This is a genomic window from Blastococcus sp. LR1, from assembly GCF_020166105.1.
Classification (GTDB): Bacteria; Actinomycetota; Actinomycetes; order Mycobacteriales; family Geodermatophilaceae; genus Blastococcus.
In genome coordinates, this window is record NZ_JAIUJY010000003.1 from 375,165 (window position 1) to 393,562 (window position 18,398).

18 protein-coding genes are annotated in these 18,398 nt (G+C 72.1%); 13 read left to right on the top strand and 5 right to left on the bottom strand.

The genetic code is table 11. The features are described 5' to 3' along the window. Nucleotides 1–21: 21 nt before the first annotated feature. From LBW97_RS10565 to LBW97_RS10595, 7 genes are all read left to right on the top strand, one after another. Nucleotides 22–612, top strand: coding sequence for a nitroreductase family protein (locus tag LBW97_RS10565; protein ID WP_224499386.1), 591 nt, complete (start codon nt 22–24; stop codon nt 610–612). A gap of 17 nt (nt 613–629) precedes the next feature. Next, entirely contained in the window at nt 630–1,532 is a 903-nt protein-coding gene (locus LBW97_RS10570) for a dioxygenase (RefSeq protein WP_224499387.1), read from the top strand. A 10-nt stretch (nt 1,533–1,542) separates the two neighbouring features. Then, on the top strand, nt 1,543–2,067 hold the full coding sequence (locus LBW97_RS10575) for a MarR family winged helix-turn-helix transcriptional regulator (RefSeq protein ID WP_224499388.1): 525 nt from the start codon (nt 1,543–1,545) through the stop codon (nt 2,065–2,067). Between the two features lie 67 nt (nt 2,068–2,134). Then, a complete protein-coding gene (gene serA / locus LBW97_RS10580) occupies nt 2,135–3,331 on the top strand; it encodes a phosphoglycerate dehydrogenase (protein ID WP_224499389.1) in 1,197 nt (398 codons plus the stop codon). 57 nt (nt 3,332–3,388) lie between these two features. After that, nucleotides 3,389–3,775, top strand: a complete 387-nt coding sequence (locus LBW97_RS10585) for a DUF6394 family protein (RefSeq protein WP_224499390.1) — start codon at nt 3,389–3,391, stop codon at nt 3,773–3,775. Nucleotides 3,776–3,777: 2 nt separating this feature from the next. Beyond that, entirely contained in the window at nt 3,778–5,622 is a 1,845-nt protein-coding gene (locus LBW97_RS10590; protein WP_224499391.1) for an NAD-binding protein, read from the top strand. Nucleotides 5,623–5,631: 9 nt separating this feature from the next. Then, nucleotides 5,632–5,949 (top strand): hypothetical protein, encoded by a 318-nt coding sequence (locus LBW97_RS10595; protein ID WP_224499392.1) that lies wholly within the window; start codon nt 5,632–5,634, stop codon nt 5,947–5,949. Between the two features lie 9 nt (nt 5,950–5,958). On the opposite strand, the gene LBW97_RS10600 is transcribed toward LBW97_RS10595, so the two are convergent. Next, entirely contained in the window at nt 5,959–6,321 is a 363-nt protein-coding gene (locus LBW97_RS10600) for a DUF6578 domain-containing protein (RefSeq protein ID WP_224499393.1), read from the bottom strand. A gap of 63 nt (nt 6,322–6,384) precedes the next feature. On the opposite strand from LBW97_RS10600, the gene LBW97_RS10605 reads away from it, so the two are divergent. From LBW97_RS10605 to LBW97_RS10620, 4 genes are all read left to right on the top strand, one after another. Next, entirely contained in the window at nt 6,385–7,293 is a 909-nt protein-coding gene (locus LBW97_RS10605) for an NAD(P)-dependent oxidoreductase (RefSeq protein WP_224499394.1), read from the top strand. Between the two features lie 94 nt (nt 7,294–7,387). After that, nucleotides 7,388–8,335, top strand: coding sequence for a 3-hydroxyacyl-CoA dehydrogenase NAD-binding domain-containing protein (locus LBW97_RS10610; RefSeq protein ID WP_224499395.1), 948 nt, complete (start codon nt 7,388–7,390; stop codon nt 8,333–8,335). Beyond that, entirely contained in the window at nt 8,332–9,069 is a 738-nt protein-coding gene (locus LBW97_RS10615; RefSeq protein ID WP_224499396.1) for an acetoacetate decarboxylase, read from the top strand. Before LBW97_RS10610 ends, LBW97_RS10615 begins: the two co-directional genes overlap by 4 nt. A 92-nt stretch (nt 9,070–9,161) precedes the next feature. Next, nucleotides 9,162–10,388, top strand: coding sequence for a CaiB/BaiF CoA-transferase family protein (locus LBW97_RS10620; RefSeq protein ID WP_224499397.1), 1,227 nt, complete (start codon nt 9,162–9,164; stop codon nt 10,386–10,388). On the opposite strand, the gene LBW97_RS10625 is transcribed toward LBW97_RS10620, so the two are convergent. Continuing rightward, nucleotides 10,363–10,812 carry a hypothetical protein gene (locus LBW97_RS10625; RefSeq protein ID WP_224499398.1) on the bottom strand — a complete coding sequence of 150 codons (450 nt, stop codon included), beginning with the start codon at nt 10,810–10,812 and terminating at the stop codon, nt 10,363–10,365. The genes LBW97_RS10620 and LBW97_RS10625 overlap by 26 nt on opposite strands. 103 nt (nt 10,813–10,915) lie before the next feature. Here LBW97_RS10625 and LBW97_RS10630 point away from each other — a divergent pair, with 103 nt between their 5' ends. Further along, the gene (locus LBW97_RS10630) at nt 10,916–12,394 is read left to right on the top strand and encodes a glutamine synthetase beta-grasp domain-containing protein (RefSeq protein ID WP_224499399.1); all 1,479 of its coding nucleotides are present in this window, start codon (nt 10,916–10,918) and stop codon (nt 12,392–12,394) included. A gap of 27 nt (nt 12,395–12,421) precedes the next feature. On the opposite strand, the gene LBW97_RS10635 is transcribed toward LBW97_RS10630, so the two are convergent. The 3 genes from LBW97_RS10635 to LBW97_RS10645 all read right to left on the bottom strand — a co-directional run bounded on the left by LBW97_RS10635 (nt 12,422) and on the right by LBW97_RS10645 (nt 16,705). Beyond that, nucleotides 12,422–12,727: a GNAT family N-acetyltransferase gene (locus tag LBW97_RS10635; protein ID WP_224499400.1), complete on the bottom strand. Its 306-nt coding sequence runs from the start codon at nt 12,725–12,727 to the stop codon at nt 12,422–12,424. A gap of 258 nt (nt 12,728–12,985) precedes the next feature. Then, nucleotides 12,986–14,281, bottom strand: coding sequence for an acyl-CoA dehydrogenase family protein (locus LBW97_RS10640; RefSeq protein WP_224499401.1), 1,296 nt, complete (start codon nt 14,279–14,281; stop codon nt 12,986–12,988). Nucleotides 14,282–14,404: 123 nt separating this feature from the next. Continuing rightward, the gene (locus LBW97_RS10645) at nt 14,405–16,705 is read right to left on the bottom strand and encodes a diguanylate cyclase domain-containing protein (RefSeq protein ID WP_224499402.1); all 2,301 of its coding nucleotides are present in this window, start codon (nt 16,703–16,705) and stop codon (nt 14,405–14,407) included. A 122-nt stretch (nt 16,706–16,827) separates the two neighbouring features. Here LBW97_RS10645 and LBW97_RS10650 point away from each other — a divergent pair, with 122 nt between their 5' ends. Further along, a complete protein-coding gene (locus LBW97_RS10650; RefSeq protein ID WP_224499403.1) occupies nt 16,828–18,384 on the top strand; it encodes a GntP family permease in 1,557 nt (518 codons plus the stop codon). Nucleotides 18,385–18,398 lie beyond the last annotated feature (14 nt).

Consider the following 18,398-nt stretch of genomic DNA (forward strand, 5'->3'; position numbering starts at 1 on the left):
AAGCAACTTCTCGGAGGATCTGTGAGCACCCCGCACAAGACCGCTGCCACCGCCGTTCCGCTGCACCCGCTGCTGGCCGGCCGCTGGAGCCCCCGCGGCCTGGATCCCCGGCACGAGCTCACCGACGAGCAGGTGACCGCGCTGCTCGAGGCGGCCCGCTGGGCGCCCAGCGCGTCGAACACCCAGCCCTGGCGGTTCGCCGTCACGCACCGAGGCACTCCGGAGCACGCCGCCGTCCTCGATGCGCTCGCCGGAGGCAACCGGATCTGGGCGCACGCCGCGTCCACCCTCGTCGTCGTCGCCGCCGAGACGCACACCTCCGAGGGCAAGGAGCGGCCCTGGGCGGTCTACGACACCGGTCAGGCCGTGGCCCACCTGTCGGTGCAGGCCGAGGTCGAGGGGCTGGCGGTGCACCAGATGGGTGGCTTCGACAGCGGCCGGATCGCCGCCCTGCTGCCCGACGGCGTCATTCCGCTCGTCGTCCTGGCCATCGGCCGCCGGGACGAGACCGCGGAACTGCCGGAGGTGCTCGCCGGCCGGGAGGCGGCGGCACGCGACCGACTGCCGCTGGAGGCGCTGCAGGTTCCGCTCGGCGTCCCCACCGCAGTCTGACCAGGAAGGACGGCGCCGTGACGACCACACCGCTGAGCAGCACCGCTGCCGCTGACGCGCTCATCGATCCGCGCCATCCGTTCGCCGCGCACCTCCGGCACGTCGCCGCCGTCGAGGCGGCCGGGCCGCACCGGTCCTGGACGGCCGACGACGGTCCGCTGCCGGCGCTGTACCTGTCCCACGGCGCTCCGCCGACCTTCGAGGACGGGCCGTGGATGCGGCAGCTGCACGACTGGGCCCGGGCGCTGCCCCGGCCGACGGCGGTGCTCATCGTCAGCGCGCACTGGGAGTCCGACGGCCTGGGCATCACCAGCACGGTGCCGACGGAGCTGGTCTACGACTTCGGCGGCTTCGCCCCGATGTACTACCGGATGCGCTACGACACCCCGGACCCCTCGGCGCTGGCGCAGCAGGTGCTGTCGGTGCTGCCGGCCGACCAGCACGTGTACGAGCACCGCAACCGGGGTCTGGACCACGGGGCCTGGCTGCCGCTCAAGGTCATGTACCCCGACGCCGACATCCCGGTGCTGCAGCTGAGCCTGCCCACCCACGACACGACCACGCTGCTCGGCCTGGGGGAGCGGCTGCGCACGCTGCGGGAGCAGGGCGTGCTGGTGATCGGCTCCGGGTTCATGACCCACGGCCTGCCCTTCATCGACTGGTCGCGGCCCGACGTCGTCCCCGGGTGGTCGTCGGACTTCGACCTCTGGGCCGCCGACGCGCTGCACCGCGGCGACGTCGAGGAGCTCGCCCGGTTCCGGCTCCGGGCGCCGGGCCTGCGCTATGCCCACCCGACCGTCGAGCACTTCACGCCGCTGTTCGTCACCCTCGGCGCCGCGACCGATCCGGGCGCACCGGTCACCACGGCCATCGAGGGCTTCACCCTGGGCCTGTCCAAGCGCTCCTTCCAGGTCGCCTGAGGCCGCGGCCGTGACTGCGCAGGACGGGGCGACGACGCCGCGCTGGCTCGACGAGCAGGAGATGGCCGCCTGGCTGCCGCTGCTCCGGGTGGTCCAGCTGCTGCCGCAGGCGCTGGACCGCCGGCTGCGCTCGGAGGCCGGCATCGGCCACGCCTATGACCAGGTGCTGGCCACGCTCTCCGCCCAGCCGGAGCGCGCCCTCGCCATGGGCGAGCTCGCGCGGCTGACCGCCACCAGCCCGTCCCGGCTCAGCCATGCCGTCGCCGCGTTGGAGGAGCGTGGCTGGGTGTCCCGCCGACCGTGCCCGACCGACCGGCGCATCCAGTACGCCTGCCTCACCGACGGGGGGTTCGCGCTCCTCGCCGGGATCGCTCCGGGTCACGTGGCAGAGGTGCGCCGGGTGGTCTTCGACGGGCTGGACGCCGAGGACGTCGCCCGGCTCCGCGTGCTCATGACGACGCTGAGCGGGGTTCTCGCCGAGCCTCCCGTACCTTCCGCGCAGGTCGCCAGGGAGGGGCACGTGCGGGGCGCCTGATGGGCGTGCGAGATAGTCGTGGCTCCTCGACCCGCAGCGATGGCTGCTGCCCCAGGAGGCCCCGGACATGCCCAGAGCACTGCTGCTGGAGAACATCGACCCGGTCGCCGTGGACCTGCTGTCCGCCGCCGGCTACGAGGTGGAGACCGTCCGGGGGGCGCTGGACCCCGCTGACCTGTCCGCCGCGCTGGACGGCGTCGACGTGCTGGGCATCCGGTCGAAGACGCAGGTGGACGCTGACGTCCTCGCCCGCCACCCGGGCCTGGGCGCCATCGGAGCTTTCTGCATCGGCACGAACCAGATCGACCTGACCGCCGCCGCGGCGGCCGGGGTGGCGGTGTTCAACGCGCCCTACTCCAACACCCGCAGCGTCGTGGAGCTGGCGATCGCGGAGATCATCAGCCTGGCCCGGCGGCTGATCGACCGGGACCGGGCGCTGCACGCCGGCACCTGGGACAAGTCGGCGTCCGGCAGCCACGAGATCCGCGGACGGACGCTCGGCATCATCGGCTACGGCAACATCGGCAGCCAGCTGTCGGTGCTGGCCGAGGCCCTGGGCATGCGCGTCGTCTACTACGACCTCGAGGACAAGCTGGCGCTGGGCAACGCCGAGCGCTGCAACAGCCTCGACGAGCTGCTGGAGCGCGCGGAGACCGTGACGCTGCACGTCGACGGTCGAGGCGGCAACGCCGGCATGTTCGGCGCCGAGCAGTTCGCCAAGATGCGGCCGCGCAGCCTGTTCCTCAACCTCTCGCGCGGCTTCGTCGTCGACCACGAGGCGCTGCGCGACAACATCCTCAGCGGGCACATCGCCGGCGCGGCCGTCGACGTCTTCCCCGAGGAGCCGCGGGAGCAGGGCGACGAGTTCGTCTCGGCCCTGCGCGGGCTGCCCAACGTCATCCTCACCCCGCACGTCGGTGGCTCGACCCAGGAGGCGCAGTACGACATCGGGCGGTTCGTCGCCGGGAAGCTGGCCGACTACACCCGCACCGGCACGACGACGCTGAGCGTCAACCTTCCCGCGGTGGCGCTGCACGGCTCGTCCGCGGACCGGTTCGGCCTGCTGCACCACAACATCCCCGGCGTGCTGGCCCGTGTCGACGCGCTCGTCGGCGACCACGGGCTGAACGTGGACGGGCAGGTCCTCGGCACCCGCGGCCAGATCGGGTACGTGGTCACCGACGTCAACGCGGTCCTGCCGGCCGAACTGCTGGCGGCGCTGCGGGAGCTGCCGGAGACGGTCCGCCTGACGACGTTCCGCTGACCTCGGGGTTTCGGATCCGCAGCACCAGGGCAGTGGCAGGCGCCGAGAGGAGGCGCCGTGAACCTGGAGAAGGTCGTCTTCGGGTTCTTCGTCGTCCTGGCTGCGACCCTCAACTTCGGGTTCTTCCTCGGTGACATCGACGACCCCGCCCTGCACAACCCCTACGAGCTCTTCGCCGCCGTCGTCGTCAACCTGATCGCCACGGTGCTGAAGTTCGGCGACCGGACGCAGATCGGGGCGGTGCACCTCGCGACGAGCCTGGTGGCGGTGCTGCAGCTCATCGCCGCGACGCTGCTGTTCGGCTACGCGACGCACATCTCGTCGGCGGGGATGAACGAGTCGTGGACGGCGAGCGTGGTCTCCCTGTCGGGCGGTGCGCTCCTGGCCAACATCATCTCGATCGTCCTGCTCGTCGTGGAGACGGTCTCCTTCCACCGCGGCTGACGATGGGCAACCCCGTCGCGGCGCTGGTGCGGAGGCTCGCCGGCCGGCACTCCGAGGGCGACCGCCGGGTCCGCCGCGGAACCGTCCGCGTCGCCGCGGCCTCGGCCGCGCAGGCGTCGGCCACGGTCTTCCTGATCATGCGCCGCATGCGGGCGCCGCTGATCGTCCTGATCGTCATCTTCGCCGTCAGCGTGCTCGGTCTGACCCTGATCCCGGGCCAGACCGCGGACGGCGAGCCCCTGCGGATGAGCTTCTTCGACGCCTTCTACGTCATGAGCTACACCGCGACGACCATCGGATTCGGCGAGATCCCGGAGCCCTTCACCTACAACCAGCGGATGTGGGTGACGGTCTCGATCTACCTGACCGTGATCGGCTGGGCCTACGCGATCGGCTCGCTGCTGGCCCTCCTCCAGGACCGCGCGTTCCGCTCGGCGCTTGCGCTGCAGCACTTCAGCCGGAAGGTGGCGCGGCTGCGTGAGCCCTTCCTGCTCATCACCGGTCACGGCCGCACCGGCGAGCTGGTCGGGCGGTCCTTCGACAAGCTGGGCCGCCGCTTCGTCGTCCTCGACGTCGACCAGGAGCGCATCGACCGCCTGGAACTGGGGTCGTACGTCTCCGACGTGCCCGGCCTGGCGGCGGACGCCCGCGACGCCGGTCACCTGGCGGTCGCGGGACTGGGCCATCCCTGCTGCGAGGCCGTCGTCGCGCTGACGAACGACGAGGAGGCGAACCTGACCGTCGTCATGGCGGCCGCGCTGCTCCGCCCGGAGTTGCCGGTCATCGCCAGGGTCACCTCCCGCACGGTCGCCGAGCGCATGCAGGCCTTCGGCAACCCGAGCCTGGTCAACGCGTTCGACCGCTTCGGCGACCACATGCGGCTCGCGCTCCGGTCGCCCGCCGCCTACCAGCTGAAGACCTGGCTGGAGAGCGGGCCGGGAGCGGAGCTGCCCGAGCGCGGGACGCCGCCGGCCAGCGGACGCTGGGTGGTCTTCGGGTACGGGCGGCTGGGCCGGGAGCTCACCTCCGACCTGCGCGCCGAGGGGCTGGACGCCACGGTCGTCGAGCTGGCGCCGACCGATGCCGACGGCGCCGACCTGCTGGTCGGCGACGGCTCCGATCCATGGGTGCTCGCGCAGACCGACCTGGACCGGGCGGTGGGACTGGTCGCGGGCACGGACAACGACACCACCAACCTCTCCCTGGTCGCGGCGGCCCGGCGCAGCAACCCGTCGCTGTTCGTCGTCGCCCGGCAGAACCGGCCCGCGAGCGCGCCGCTGTTCGCCGCGATGGACATCGACGCGCTGCTCGTGCCGACCGAGGTGGTCGCGCACGAGGTCTACGCGCAGCTGTCGACGCCGCTGCTGTGGCGGTTCCTGCGCGAGATGCCGGGGATGGGCGAGGAGTGGGCGCAGCAGATGGTCGACCGGCTGACCGACGTCTGCGGAACCCGCGTGCAGACGCTGTGGAAGGTGCGGCTCACCGCGCAGGACGCTCCCGCGGTGGAGAGCTGGCTGGCGACGGGCGAGGCGACCCTCGGCGCCCTGATGCGCAATCCCGAGGACCGGTCGGACCCGCTGCACGCGGTGGTGCTCGCGATCCTCCGCGACGGTGGGACGACGCTGGCGCCCGGTGAGGAGTTCGTGCTGCGTCCGGGCGACGAGCTCCTGATCGCGGGGTGGGCGGCGGCCCGCCGTGCGCTGTCGACGGTCCTGCTGGTCGAGGGGGTCCTCGAGTACGTCCTCACCGGCCACCGCGTGCCGGCGGGCTGGATCTGGCGCCGGCTGACGGCCGGCCGGCGGCGCAGCGACTCGTCTTCGGATGCGGCCCGCGGCCGTTCCACCTAGCCTGCAGGCATGGCCGGAGATGAGCTGCAGGCGCTCGTCCGCCGTCGTCTCTGGGAGCTCGCCCGGTCCACCGACGAGGCGGCACGTCGCTCGCGGTGGGTCATCCCCGCCGAGACGCTCGCCCTCATGGCCCGCAGCGGCGGCAGGAGCTTCATCAGCGAGGGGCTCGCCGGGGTCCTCGCGCGCGCTCTCGACGTCCCGGAGAACCGGGTCCGCCGCGCGGCCGGACTGCCGGCGGTGCCGGACCAGCGGGAGAGCATCACGACCCGGCCGGACCTCCGCCTCATCCACGGCGGCGCCGAGCGGTCGGGCCCCTCGGCTCCGTAGCAGCGGGCGTCAGCGGGACGTCCGAACCGTCACGAGGAAGTCGAGGCCGGGCGCGGTGACGGGTTCCCCTGTCCACGGCGCCTCGAGGTGGCCGTCGTCGTCCGGGTCGAAGCCCCGCAGCGCCCGACCGCTGGGCACGCGGTGGACGGCCTGCCTGCCCCCGGCGCCGTCGACCACCTCGATCTCGGTCACGCGCCCGTGGACCCGCTCGTCGGCTGCGACGCCGAGTCCGCCGTGGTGGCTCTCGATGAGCTGCAGCCGACCGTCGGGCGCCGTGAACCGGATGCACTGGAAATCCACGAGCTCGTTCCGCTCGATGGCGTCCCCGCAGCACTCGTGCTCCCAACCCCCGACCTCCACGACGACGTCCACGCCCAGGAATCTAGGCCCGACCGGGCCGGGCGCGATCGAGCAGTCGCTGGCAGGGTGGTCACCATGGCTGACTCCTCTCCCGTCGTCGTGGTGACCGGTGCGAACGGGCTGGTGGGCAGCGCGGTGTGCCGAGCGCTCGCGGAGCGGTCGGCGACGGTGCGCGCCGTCGTCCGCCGCGCCGGCAGCGCGCCCGCGCTCGACGGGCTCACCGAGCACGTCGGCGACTTCGCCGACGAGTCCTTCGCCCGCACGGTGACCGAGGGCGCCGACGCCGTCGTCACGACAGTGCACCCGATGGGCTCGTCCCGGGAGGTCCAGCACCAGGTGGGCGCCGAGGGCACGCCGGTCCTCGCCCGGGCCGCACGGGACGCGGGCGTCTCGCGGCTGGTGCACGTCTCCACGGCCGGGGTCTACGACCGCTCGGCCGGGATCGGCGACGTCGTCGAGGACAGCGCGCTCCTGCCCGAGGGCAGCGGCGCCTACCCCGACACCAAGAACGCCACCGACGTCGCGCTGGCGCAGGTCGAGGGCCTGACGACGGTCCTGGTCCGCCCGCCCGCGATCCTGGGCGAGGGCGAGACCTCGGTCTGGAACACGCTGCGACCGCAGGCGGCCCGCGACGGCGAGCGACGGGCCAACCCGGAGCAGACCTGGGCCTGGGTGCACGTCGAGGACCTGGCGGCCTTTCTCGCCGACGTCGCCATCGGCGCCGTCGCGGACGCCGACGACCCCGAGCGCGGCCCCGTGGCCGGCAGCACCACCCCGGTCATCGTCGCGGGCGAGCCCGCGACGTGGCGCGACTACCTGGGCACGGTCACCGAGGCGCTGGGCGTCGCGCCCGAGTGGACCGACGAGTCGGTCTGGACCGGGCGTATGCCCGCCCATCGCGCGAAGGCGTGGGGCTGGGCGCCGAAGGTGAACCTGGCGCAGGCCATGGACGAGCTCCGACGGGGCCTGACGGCGCGGTCCTGACCGAGTCGCCGGTCCGGTCCACTCGGCTCGGCTCGCCGTCGGCCGCCCGGTGTGGTCAGATCCGGGACGAGATTCGAGCGCCGAGGGGGGCGCGGTGACCGAGGTCCAACGCAGCGTCGCGGTGATCGGCGCGGGCACGATCGGCTTGTCGTGGGCGGCCCTGTTCGCCGCGCACGGGTTGTCCGTCCGCGTGCAGGATCCCCGTCCGGACGTCGGCCCGGAGGTCGAGCGGGCGGTGCGGCACCTGGCGGCGCTGCAGCCGCAGCTGGCCGGCGATGCCGAGCGCGTGCTGGCGGCCATCGGGGTGGTCGACGACGTCGAGACCGCGGTCACCGGCGTCGACGTCGTCCAGGAGAACGCGCCGGAGCGGCTGCAGCTCAAGCAGGAGCTGTTCGCCCGGATCGAGGCGGCGGCGCCCGAGCAGGCGCTCATCGCGTCGTCGACGTCGGCGCTGATGCCCAGCGACCTGGCGCGCGAGATGCGCACTCCGGAGCGGCTCGTGGTCGGACACCCGTTCAACCCGCCCGAGGTCCTGCCGCTGGTCGAGGTCGTGCCGGGGGAGCGGACCTCGCCGGAGACGGTGCAGCGCGCGGTCGACTTCTACCGGTCGGTCGGCAAGAAGCCCGTCGTCCTGCACAAGGAGCTGAACGGCTTCGTCGCCAACCGGCTGCAGTCGACGCTGTTCCGCGAGTGCGTGTGGCTGGTCAGCCAAGGGGTGGTGAGCGCCGCCGAGCTCGACGAGATCGTCACCGAGTCCATCGGCGTGCGATGGGCGACCGCCGGACCCTTCGAGAGCTTCCACCTCGGCGGCGGGCCGGGCGGCATGCGGCACTTCCTCGAGCACCTCGGCCCAGGCATGGCCCGGCGGTGGAAGAAGGTCGAGCAGCCCGAGCTGGACGAGGCGACCGTGGAGCTGATCAGCAGCCAGATGGAGAGCCGGTTCGGCGACCGCGGGTACGAGCAGCACATCGAGACGCGCGACCGGGCCCAGCTGGCGGTCATCGAGGCGCGCGACGCGGCCCGTGCGGAGGAGACGCGGTGAACATCGAGGAGGTCCGCCGGCAGTCGACGACGCCGCTGGGCGCGCCTGCCTACCCGTCGGGGCGCTACCGCTTCACCGACCGCGAGTACCTGAACATCCTCTACCGGACCGACGTCGACGCGATGCGGCGGCTCGTCCCGGAGCCGCTGCAGGTGACCGAGCCGCTCGTGCGGTTCGAGGTCATGCGGATGCCCGACGTCACCGGTCTGGGCTCCTTCACCGAGTCGGGCCAAGTGCTGCAGGTCGAGTACGACGGCGAACCCGCCGACTACCTGCACGCCATGTACGTCGACAGCCTCGCGTCCATCGCCAGCGGCCGGGAGATCAGCGCCTTTCCGAAGAAGATGGGGGCGCCCCAGCTGTACGTGGACACCGACACCCTCGTCGGCACCCTGGACTACGGCACGCTGCGGGTGGCCACCGCGACGATGGGCTACAAGCACGCCCCGATGTCGGAGGAGGCCGCGCGCGCGGAGATCGGGCGCCCGACCTACGGGCTCAAGATGCTGCCCGGCTACGACCGGCGGCCGCGCGTCCTGGAGCTGGCCCGCAGCCAGATCACCGACATGACGATCAAGGGGGCCTGGACCGGTCCCGCCCGGCTCCAGCTGTTCGAGCACGTGCTGGCGCCGCTGGCCGACCTGCCGGTCCGGGAGATCGTGTCGGCGAGCCACATCCTGGTCGACCTCACCCTGGGCCGGGCCAGCTGCGTCTTCGACTACCTCGCGGACTGAAGAAGGACCCCCTGCCCCCCGCCGCTCGCACGCTCGCAACGGGCCCCTGCAGGGGGCCACCACCTGCACTTCTCATCGACGAGGAGGGAACCGTGGTTGCTCCGCTGGACGGCGTGCGCGTCGTCGAGGTGGCCAACTGGATGGCTGCGCCGGGCGCCGCCGCGCTGCTGGCCGACATGGGCGCCGACGTCGTCAAGGTGGAGCCGCTGCGTGGCGACGCGATGCGCGGTGCCACGCGCCAGCCGGCCGTGCCCGAGGGCGAGGCGCCGGTCGACGCCGCCTTCGCGATGGACAACCGGGGCAAACGGAGCATCGCCGTCGCCCTCAACCGAGCCGAGGGGACCGACCTGGTCCGCCGGCTGGCCGCCGGTGCCGACGTGTTCCTGTGCAATCTGCTGCCCGCCCGGCAGGCGAAGTACGGGCTCGACCCCGCCACCCTGTTCGGCGTCAATCCACGGCTGGTGCACGCCACGCTCACCGGTTACGGCACCGTCGGCCCGGACGTGGCGCGTCCGGGCTACGACCTCACGGCGTTCTTCGGGCGGGGGGCGGTCCTCGCCGCCATGAGCGAGCCGGACAACCCGGCGCCACCGCGGCTCCGGCCGGCGCAGGGTGACCACACCGCCGCGCTGGCGCTGTTCGGCTCCGTCCTCGCCGCCCTGCGGCTGGCCGAGGCCACCGGGGAGGGCCAGGTGGTCGACGTCAGCCTGCTCGGCGCCGCCGCCTGGAGCATGTCCAGCGACCTGTCCGCCACCCTGATCGACGGGGTGACGCCGACGCCGCAGGGCCGGATCGCCCGGCCGCACGCGCTGCACGGCGGGTTCCGCTGCGCGGACTCCCGGTGGATCCTGCTGTTCATGCCGGAGCCGCACTGGTGGCCGGCGTTCTGCGCCGCGGTCGGCCGCCCGGAGTGGGCCGACGACGACCGGTTCGCCGACCGGGCCGCGCGGTCGGCGAACATGCCGGAGCTGACCCGGCTGCTGGACGAGCTGTTCGCCACCCGGCCGCTCAAGGAGTGGTGCGCGCTGTTCGACCAGCACGGCTTCATCTGGGGGCCGGCGTCCACGGTGTCGGAGTTCGCCGCCGACGAGCAGGCCGCCGCCGACGGTCTGTTCCCGGAGATCAGCGAACCGTCCGGACGCCGCTATCGGACCGTCCGTGCCCCGTTCCGCGTGCAGGGCGCCGACATCGCGCCCCGCGGCCCCGCGCCGGCAGTCGGAGAGCACACGACCGCGGTGCTGAGCGAGCTCGGCGTGCCGGACGAGGAGCTCGGCCGGCTGGCCGAGGCGGGGGTCATCGGCGGTCATCCGGGGGGCTGAGGAACCAGAGCAGTCCCGCCAGGAAGCCGTAGACCAGCGCCGGCCCGGTGTGCGGCAGCCGCTTGCCCGCAGCCGCTCGCCGCTGCCCGCGGCGGAAGATCAGCCGTTCCATGAAGGCCAGCCAGCCGACCATGGCGCCGACGACGGCGACCACCGGGGTGAGGGCGACGGCCTTCCGCGAGGTCGGCATGGAGCGGAACAGCTCCGCGAGGGAGGCCTCGCCGTCGGGCGCCTGGCGGTCGCTGGACCAGGTGGCCCGCACTTCCGGCACCGACGCGATGAGGGCGACGCCGGTGATCGCCACCTTCGCCCAGCCGCGGGTCCGGCGATCGGTGATGACGTCGGGGGAGGCGTAGTGCAAGGTCGTGGCCGCTCCGGTGACCACAGCTGCCAGCACTCGCGAGGACGGCGGACGCGTAGGCATGCGGTCATTCTGTCGCCCGGACGCGGTTCCGGTGCCTCCGTGCGGGCCGATGCGGTGTCGCTTTCACCGGACCGTTCCGGCTCAACACTGGTACGAACACCCAATGCCCATCGACGCGTTCGAGCCCCATCCCGTCGTCCGCCTGCTCGGCAAGCCCTCGGCTCACTTCACGGCCGGCGATCTCGTGCGGGCGGTCGAAGAGCTCGGACTGCGCCAGGTGAACCTGCGCTACGTCGGCGGTGACGGTCGGCTGAAGACGCTTGCCTTCGCCATCAACTCGCGTGACCACCTCCTGGAGGTGCTGACCCGTGGTGAGCGCGTGGACGGCTCGAGCGTCTTCGCCGGCACGGACACCGACGCCAGCGACGTGTACGTCGTACCGCGTCACCGCACCGCGTTCGTCAACCCCTTCGGCGAGCGGCCCTCGCTCGACGTGCTGTGCTCCTTCTACGACGAGGACGGGCAGCCGCTCTCCTACGCGCGCGAGCAGATCGTGCGCCGGGCCGCGGAGGCGCTGACCCAGGAGACCGGCATGGTCCTCGAGGCGTTCGGCGAGCTGGAGTACTACCTGGTCGACGAGCCCGACCGGATCTACCCCGTCGAAGAGGAGCGCGGCTACCAGGAGTCAGCCCCGTTCTCGAAGGGGCAGCGGGTCCGTGAGCAGGTGCTGGGGCACCTCAGCGCCATGGGCGTGCCGCTGAAGTACGCCCACGGCGAGGTCGGCAACATCCTCGAGGACGACCGGCAACTGGTGCAGCACGAGATCGAGCTCCAGCCCGTGCCCCTGGAGCAGGCGGCCGACAACCTCGTCCTGGCGAAGTGGGTGGTGCGCGAGGTCGCCGCAGCAGCCGGACTGGAGGCGACGTTCGCCCCCTCGGTGAGCAGCGAGGGGGCAGGGAACGGCCTGCACATCCACAGCCGGCTGGTGCGCAACGGCGCGAGCACCATCGTGCGGAAGGACGGGATCAACGACACCGGGCGACGGCTGGTCGCCGGCTACCTCTCGGCGGCGAAGGCGCTCACCGCCTTCGGCAACACTGTCCCGACGTCCTACCTGCGGTTCGCCGACGGTGACGAGTCACCGGGCGACATCTGCTGGGGCGAGAAGGACCGCACCGGGCTGGTCCGGGTGCCCCTGGCCTGGAACGGCGACGTACTGCCCGGGATGCTCGCGCACGCCAATCCCGGCAGCGCCGAACCCGTCCCGGAGCCCGCCATCCATCCGCAGACGGTCGAGCTCCGGGTCGGCGACGGCTCGGCCGACGTGCACCTGCTGCTGGCCGGCATGGCCGTCGCGGCACGGCGTGGGCTGAGCGATCCCACGAGCCTGGAGCTGGCCGCGAAGCTCAGCACGGCCGACCACGACGACTTCGAGCAGCTGCCGACCTCGTGCGCCGGAGCGGCCGACGCCCTCGAGTCCGCCCGCGAGATGTTCGAGGCCGACGGGGTGTTCCCGGCCGCGCTCGTCGACGCCGTCATCGAGAGCCTGCGCGAGGCCGACGAGGCCGTGCAGGACGTCGACCTCTCGGGCGACGACGCTGCTCGCGAGGAACTCGTCCGGCGCTACTGGCACGTCGGCTGACCGCCTGGACCTCCCGGGGTGCACCAGCTAGTCGGTCACCCGACTCGGAGGCGCGTTGAACAAGAGGTCCCCGTACTCCCCGTGCCGCTCGATCCAGGCTTTGATGAAGGGGCACAGGGGCATCACCTTGAGCCCGCGTCCTCGGGCGTCGTCCAGTCCTTCTCGCGCCAGGCTTCCGCCCACACCGCGTCCTTCGTAACTCGGATCGACCTCCGTGTGCGAGAAGATGATGAGGTCGCCGGCGAGCATGTACGCGGCGAAACCGGCCAGCGTTCCGTCGTCATGAGCCTCGAATCGCTTGTCGACGGCGTTGTGAGACATGACCAGGTTCATGATCGTCTGCCTTTCGGTGATGGCCGGGTCGTCAGGCGGACGGTCCCACGCTCCCGGTCGTCCGGCGACTGTCCCGGTGCTCGGGTGGGCGGGCCCATCTCCCGTGGTCCCTCCGCCTGCCAGGAACAGGCCGACTTCGGTGTCGGCACCCGCTTCTGCGCATCCTGTGTTCCACGGTCACGAAAGGGCCCGGTCATCACGGTGACCGGGCCCTTTCGTCGTGGACTCGGGGTGATCCGCTCGCGGGACCCTGCGTGCTCAGGGGCCGGCGAAGACGCCCTCGCCCCGGGCATCGGAGCGCCCGGGGGCCGGCTCGTCGTAGCGACCGGCCTCCGCGCGGGCGACGACGAAGTGGTGCACCTCGTCGGGCCCGTCGGCCAGGCGGAGGGTGCGCTGGCTGGTGTACATGTCGGCCAGCGGCGTCCACTGCGAGACCCCGGTGGCGCCGTGGATCTGGATGGCCTGGTCGATGATCTGGCAGACCTTCTCCGGCACCATCGCCTTCACGGCGGAGACGTAGACGCGGGCCTCGGAGTTGCCGAGCACGTCCATCGCCTTGGCGGCCTTCAGCACCATGAGGCGGCAGGCGTCGAGCTCGATGCGCGCCCGCGACACCGTCTCCATGTTCTTGCCGAGGTTCAGGATCGGCTTGCCGAACGCCTCGCGGAACTTGCCGCGGCGGATCATCAGCTCCAGGGCCTTCTCACCTTGGCCGATGGCACGCATGCAGTGGTGGATCCGTCCAGGACCCAGGCGGACCTGGCTGATCTCGAAGCCGCGGCCCTCGCCGAGGAGCATGTTCGCGGCGGGCACGCGCACGTCGGTGAACCGGATGTGCATGTGGCCGTGCGGGGCGTCGTCGCGGCCGAACACGTTCATGGGGCCGAGCACGTCGACGCCGGGGGTGTCCATCGGCACGAGGATCTGGGACTGCTGGGCGTGTGCCGGCGCCGCGGGGTTCGTCTGGCACATGACGATCATGATCTTGCAGCGCGGGTCGCCGGCCCCGGAGATGTAGTACTTCTCGCCGTTGAGGACGTACTCGTCCCCGTCGCGCACGGCCTGGAGCTGGATGTTCTTGGCGTCGGAGCTGCCGACGTCGGGCTCGGTCATGGCGTAGGCGGAGCGGATCTCGCCGTTGAGGAGCGGCTCGAGCCACCGGGCCTTCTGCTCCGGTGTGCCGACGCGCTCGAGCACCTCCATGTTGCCGGTGTCGGGGGCCGAGCAGTTGAGCGACTCGGAGCCGAGCGGGTACTTGCCGAGCTCGACGGCGATGTAGGCGTAGTCGAGGTTGGTCAGACCGCCGACCTCGGAGTTGGGGAGGAAGAAGTTCCAGAGACCGGCCTCCTTGGCCTTGGTCTTGGCCCCCTCGAGCGCCTCGAGCTGACCCGGTGCGTACGACCACCGGTCGCTGCGTCCCTCGCCGAGCCGGAAGTACTCCTCCTGCATCGGTGCCACGACGTCCTCGAGGAAACGGACGACGCGGTCGTAGAGCGGCCTGGCCCCCTCGCTCATGCGCAGGTCGAACAGCTCCGTTGGCTCGGCGGTCTGCATCCGGTCTTCCTCTCAGCTGGTCCATGCGGTGACGGTCGTCACCGAGAGTCTGCACAGCGGGCGTCCACCTGCTCGGACCGGGGCGAACCCCCGGTGCTGGCCCGCCTGCCGGGACCCGACTCGTCAGCCGCCACTCTTGTCGAGGTACATGGCGGCGTCTGCGTGGGCGATCAGCTCCGCTGCCTCTGCGGCGTCGCGGGGGAACAGAGCGGCTCCGCTACTTGCGCTGAGGCGGACCTCGGCGTGGGCCAGCGCCAGTGGGCGATCGAGGGCGGCGTGGATGTGCTCCTGGACCCGACGGAGCGTCTCGTCGGCCGACGGCCCCGGGCTCTCCAGCGGGCCCGTCGTCGGGGGCAGGCCGGCGAGTACCACGAGGAACTCGTCGCCGCCGAGGCGTCCGAGCAGGTCACCAGCGCGGATTGCCGATCGGAGACGGCGCGCTGCCCAGCGCAGCGCGCTGTCCCCGGCAGCATGGCCGAACCGGTCGTTGATCTCCTTGAACTGGTCCAGATCCAGCATGACGACGGCGACGCTCCCGCCGTTCCGCCGCGCGCGTCGCAGTTCCAGGCGGAGGTGGTCGAGGGTGTGTGCCCGGTTGGGGAGCGCGGTCAGCTCGTCGTGGTGGGCCAGGTAGGTCGTCCGTCGCTCGCGCTCCACCCGGCTCGAGACGTCGAGCTGGTTGCCGATGTAGTGCGTGATGTCGCCGGCGGCATCCGTGACCGGGCTGATGTGGAGCTCGTTCCAGAAGGCCGACCCGTCGCGCCGGTAGTTGAGCAGGACGGTGTGGACGTCGCGCCCGGCGAGCAGCCGGCGGCTGATTGGCTGCACCTGGGTCGGGTCGGTGGCCGGGCCCTGCAGGAAGCGGCAGTTGCGGCCCAGCACCTCGTCCGCGGAATAGCCCGTCAGGCGCAGGAACGCTGCGTTGACGTAGACCAGCGGGAGATCCGGCTGCGTGGCGTCCGCGATGACGATGCCGTTGCTGGCGGTCGAGATGGCCCGGAGCAGGAGATCCGGGAGGACAGCGGGGGGCACGCCCACGGCGCGCGGGGTCTGTGTGCTGCGTGCAGGCGGCCTCGCGGGCGCAGCGGCGGACATCGCGCGGACCTTCGACAGCACCAGTCCCGCCACCTCGAGGACCCGTTGCCGGTCGTAGGTCAGGACGTAGTCCAGGCGGCGCGTCGAGTGGCCGACCGGACCGTGCGCGCGGACGGGTTCGTCGCCGCACTCGGCCGTCACGTCCCGAGCGACGAGGGCAGCGGCGAAGTGCGGGCTGACGACGGTGATCACCCACTGTTCGGTGAGCGGGTCGCCGGACTCGAGTGCCGTGCCGTGCACCCCGGGGGCCGGCTCGTCGGGCATACCCGCGCCGGTGACGGCGGTCAGCGCGGAGAGGCTGGCCAGGGACTCGTACCTCCGGCGGGTCGCCGGGGTCATGGCCGCTGCGTCCTGGAAGTTCGCGAGCACCACGGTCTGGTCGTCGAGGAGCAGTGCCTGCCGTTCCAGTTGCCGGGTCATCGAGGCGACCAGCGGCACGGTGGCACGTTGTGCGGCTGAGGTGGCGGTGAGCATCTCGTACGGCGTCCGGGCGCCTGCGCCTGCATGTCCGCCCCGAGCGGGCGGGGGCGGCGGGACGGGCAGGGCGGACATGCCCTCGGTCGCCAACGGACCGGGACGTCCGAACATCCATCCCTGACCCAGTCGAGCGCCCATCGCCAGGGCGCGTTCGAGATGCTGCTCGTTCTCGATCCCCTCGGCGAGGAGGATCGCGCCGGAACGCTCGGCCTCGGCGCGCACGGCGTTGACCACCGCGGCGGTCTGCAGGGTCGTGTGGCCGCGGACCAGGGCGAGGTCGAGCTTGATCACGTCGGGCCGGAGGAACGGCATGAGCGCGAGCCCCTTGGGCTCGGCGCCGGCGTCGTCCAGGGCGACGTCCCATCCCAGGTCGCGAACGGCATGGACGCCGCGGACGAGTTCCGCGGCATTCTCCAGGAGGTCGCGTTCGGTGACCTCGACGACGACGCGCACGTGCTCCGCCGCCAGGTCCGCCCACTCCGCCAGTCGTCTCGGGGTCAGTGCCGACAGCGTGACCGCTTCGATGTTGACGAACAGCGTGACGGGCCCAGGGCTCCGCCCGGCACCGTGCAGCGCGGCGTGCAGGCAGCCCTCGTCGAGCTCGGTCAGCGTTCCGGAGGCGCGTGCAGAGGCGAAGAGCGCCTGCGCCGACTCCCGCGGCCCCGGTTCCCCTCGCGACAGCGCCTCCACCGCGACGAGCGAGCCGTCCCGGAGGTCGACGATCGGTTGGTACAACGTCCGGATCGTCCACCGGGAAGAGGCGGTCGACGTCACGTCCCGCACCCTCCCACGGAGTCGGCGGGCGTGCGCCGTCTGACGTGGGCGCCTGCATGCCGCTCCCGTGGATGGCATCGGCGGCCGTGCCGTCACGGGGTGCGCATCGAGTTCGCCGTCGACCCTGCGCCGTGATGTGATCCACAGCACACCGCGTCGGCTGCGGTCCTGCGGGGTTCCTGGGCACGAGGGGGCGTTCCATGCTCGGACTGTTCGGCATCATCCTGTCGCTGGTGCTGCTCATGGTGCTGGCCTACCGCGGGATCAACGTGCTGATCCTCGCGCCGCTGATGGCGCTGCTCGCCACCGCCTTCGCCGGGGGCCTGCCGCTGCTGGCCACGTACACCCAGGTCTTCATGCCGGCCCTCGGCAACTACGTCATCACGTACTTCCCGCTGTTCCTGCTCGGGGCCATCTTCGGCAAGCTGATGGACGACTCCGGAGCGGCCAGAGTCATCGCGCACTCCCTGGTCGACAAGCTCGGCGGCAAGCGCGCGATTCTCGCGATCGTCCTGGCCGTCGGCATCCTCACCTACGGCGGCGTGTCCCTGTTCGTCGTCGCCTTCGCGGTGTTCCCCATCGCCGCAGCGCTGTTCCGCGAAGCCGCCGTCCCCAAGCGGCTGATCCCGGCCGCGATCGCACTGGGTTCGTCCACCTTCACGATGACCGCGCTGCCCGGCACCCCGGCCATCCAGAACGCCATCCCGGCGCCCTTCTTCGGCACCAACGCCTTCGCCGCGCCCGTTCTGGGCATCATCGCCGGGTTGGTCATGTTCGGTGGCGGCATGGCCTGGCTGACCTGGCGGGCGCGACGGGCCGCGGCGGCCGGCGAGGGGTACCTCGACGACCCCTCGGGCAACCCGGACGACCGTGGTGACACCCCACCCGGAGGCGCCGGCTCCGGGGGAGCGCGCCCGCTGGCGTCCGGCCCGGGTGGGGGTGCGGCCGGACCCGGCACCGGGGCGGCCGACCCCACCGGAGAGCTCGACCAGCCCTCCGGCAGCTCCACGGCCGGTGGCTCCGTCGTCGACGAGCAGACCGAGCGGCCGGCGAACCGGCCGTCGGTGGCCGTGTCCTACCTGCCGATCCTCGTGGTCATCGCGACCAACTACGTATTGGTGACGTGGGTCTTCCCCGCCATGAACACCGACTACCTGGCCGAGGACGCCTACGGCGCCACCGACATCCAGACGGTCGGCGGCATCTGGGCGATCATCGTCGCGCTGGTCGCCTCCTGCGCGCTCATCCTCGCCCTCAACTGGAGGCGGTTGCCGAGTGCGAAGCAGTCGATCAACGCCGGCACGATGGGCTCGCTGCTGCCCATCTTCAACACCGCCAGCGAGGTCGGCTACGGCGCGGTCATCGCCTCTCTGCCGGCCTTCCGCATGGTGCGCGACGCCGTGCTGGGAGTCTCGGGCAACCCGCTGATCTCCCTGGCCGTCGCAGTCAACGTGCTCGCCGGCATCACCGGTTCGGCGTCCGGCGGCATGAGCATCGCGCTGCAGACGCTCGGTGACGACTTCCGCGCCCTCGCCGAGGACCAGGGCATCAGCCTGGAGCTCATGCACCGGGTGACCGCTATCGCCTCCGGTGGGTTCGACGCCCTGCCGCACAACGGCGCCGTCATCACTCTGCTGGCCATCTGCGGGCTGACCCATCGGCAGTCCTACAAGGACATCTTCGTGGTGGCCGTCGCCGTCCCGGTGCTGGCCCTGATCGTGGTGATCGCGCTCGGCACCTTCTTCGGGGGTTTCTGACCCGACGGAGGCGA

Coding starts and splice junctions, on each gene's coding strand:
- LBW97_RS10605 (WP_224499394.1), top strand. CDS start 6,385: ATGGCTGACTCCTCTCCCGTCGTCGTGGTGACCGGTGCGAACGGGCTG.
- LBW97_RS10635 (WP_224499400.1), bottom strand. CDS start 12,727: ATGAACCTGGTCATGTCTCACAACGCCGTCGACAAGCGATTCGAGGCT.
- LBW97_RS10640 (WP_224499401.1), bottom strand. CDS start 14,281: ATGCAGACCGCCGAGCCAACGGAGCTGTTCGACCTGCGCATGAGCGAG.
- LBW97_RS10630 (WP_224499399.1), top strand. CDS start 10,916: ATGCCCATCGACGCGTTCGAGCCCCATCCCGTCGTCCGCCTGCTCGGC.
- LBW97_RS10590 (WP_224499391.1), top strand. CDS start 3,778: ATGGGCAACCCCGTCGCGGCGCTGGTGCGGAGGCTCGCCGGCCGGCAC.
- serA (WP_224499389.1), top strand. CDS start 2,135: ATGCCCAGAGCACTGCTGCTGGAGAACATCGACCCGGTCGCCGTGGAC.
- LBW97_RS10625 (WP_224499398.1), bottom strand. CDS start 10,812: ATGCCTACGCGTCCGCCGTCCTCGCGAGTGCTGGCAGCTGTGGTCACC.
- LBW97_RS10595 (WP_224499392.1), top strand. CDS start 5,632: ATGGCCGGAGATGAGCTGCAGGCGCTCGTCCGCCGTCGTCTCTGGGAG.
- LBW97_RS10650 (WP_224499403.1), top strand. CDS start 16,828: ATGCTCGGACTGTTCGGCATCATCCTGTCGCTGGTGCTGCTCATGGTG.
- LBW97_RS10645 (WP_224499402.1), bottom strand. CDS start 16,705: ATGCCATCCACGGGAGCGGCATGCAGGCGCCCACGTCAGACGGCGCAC.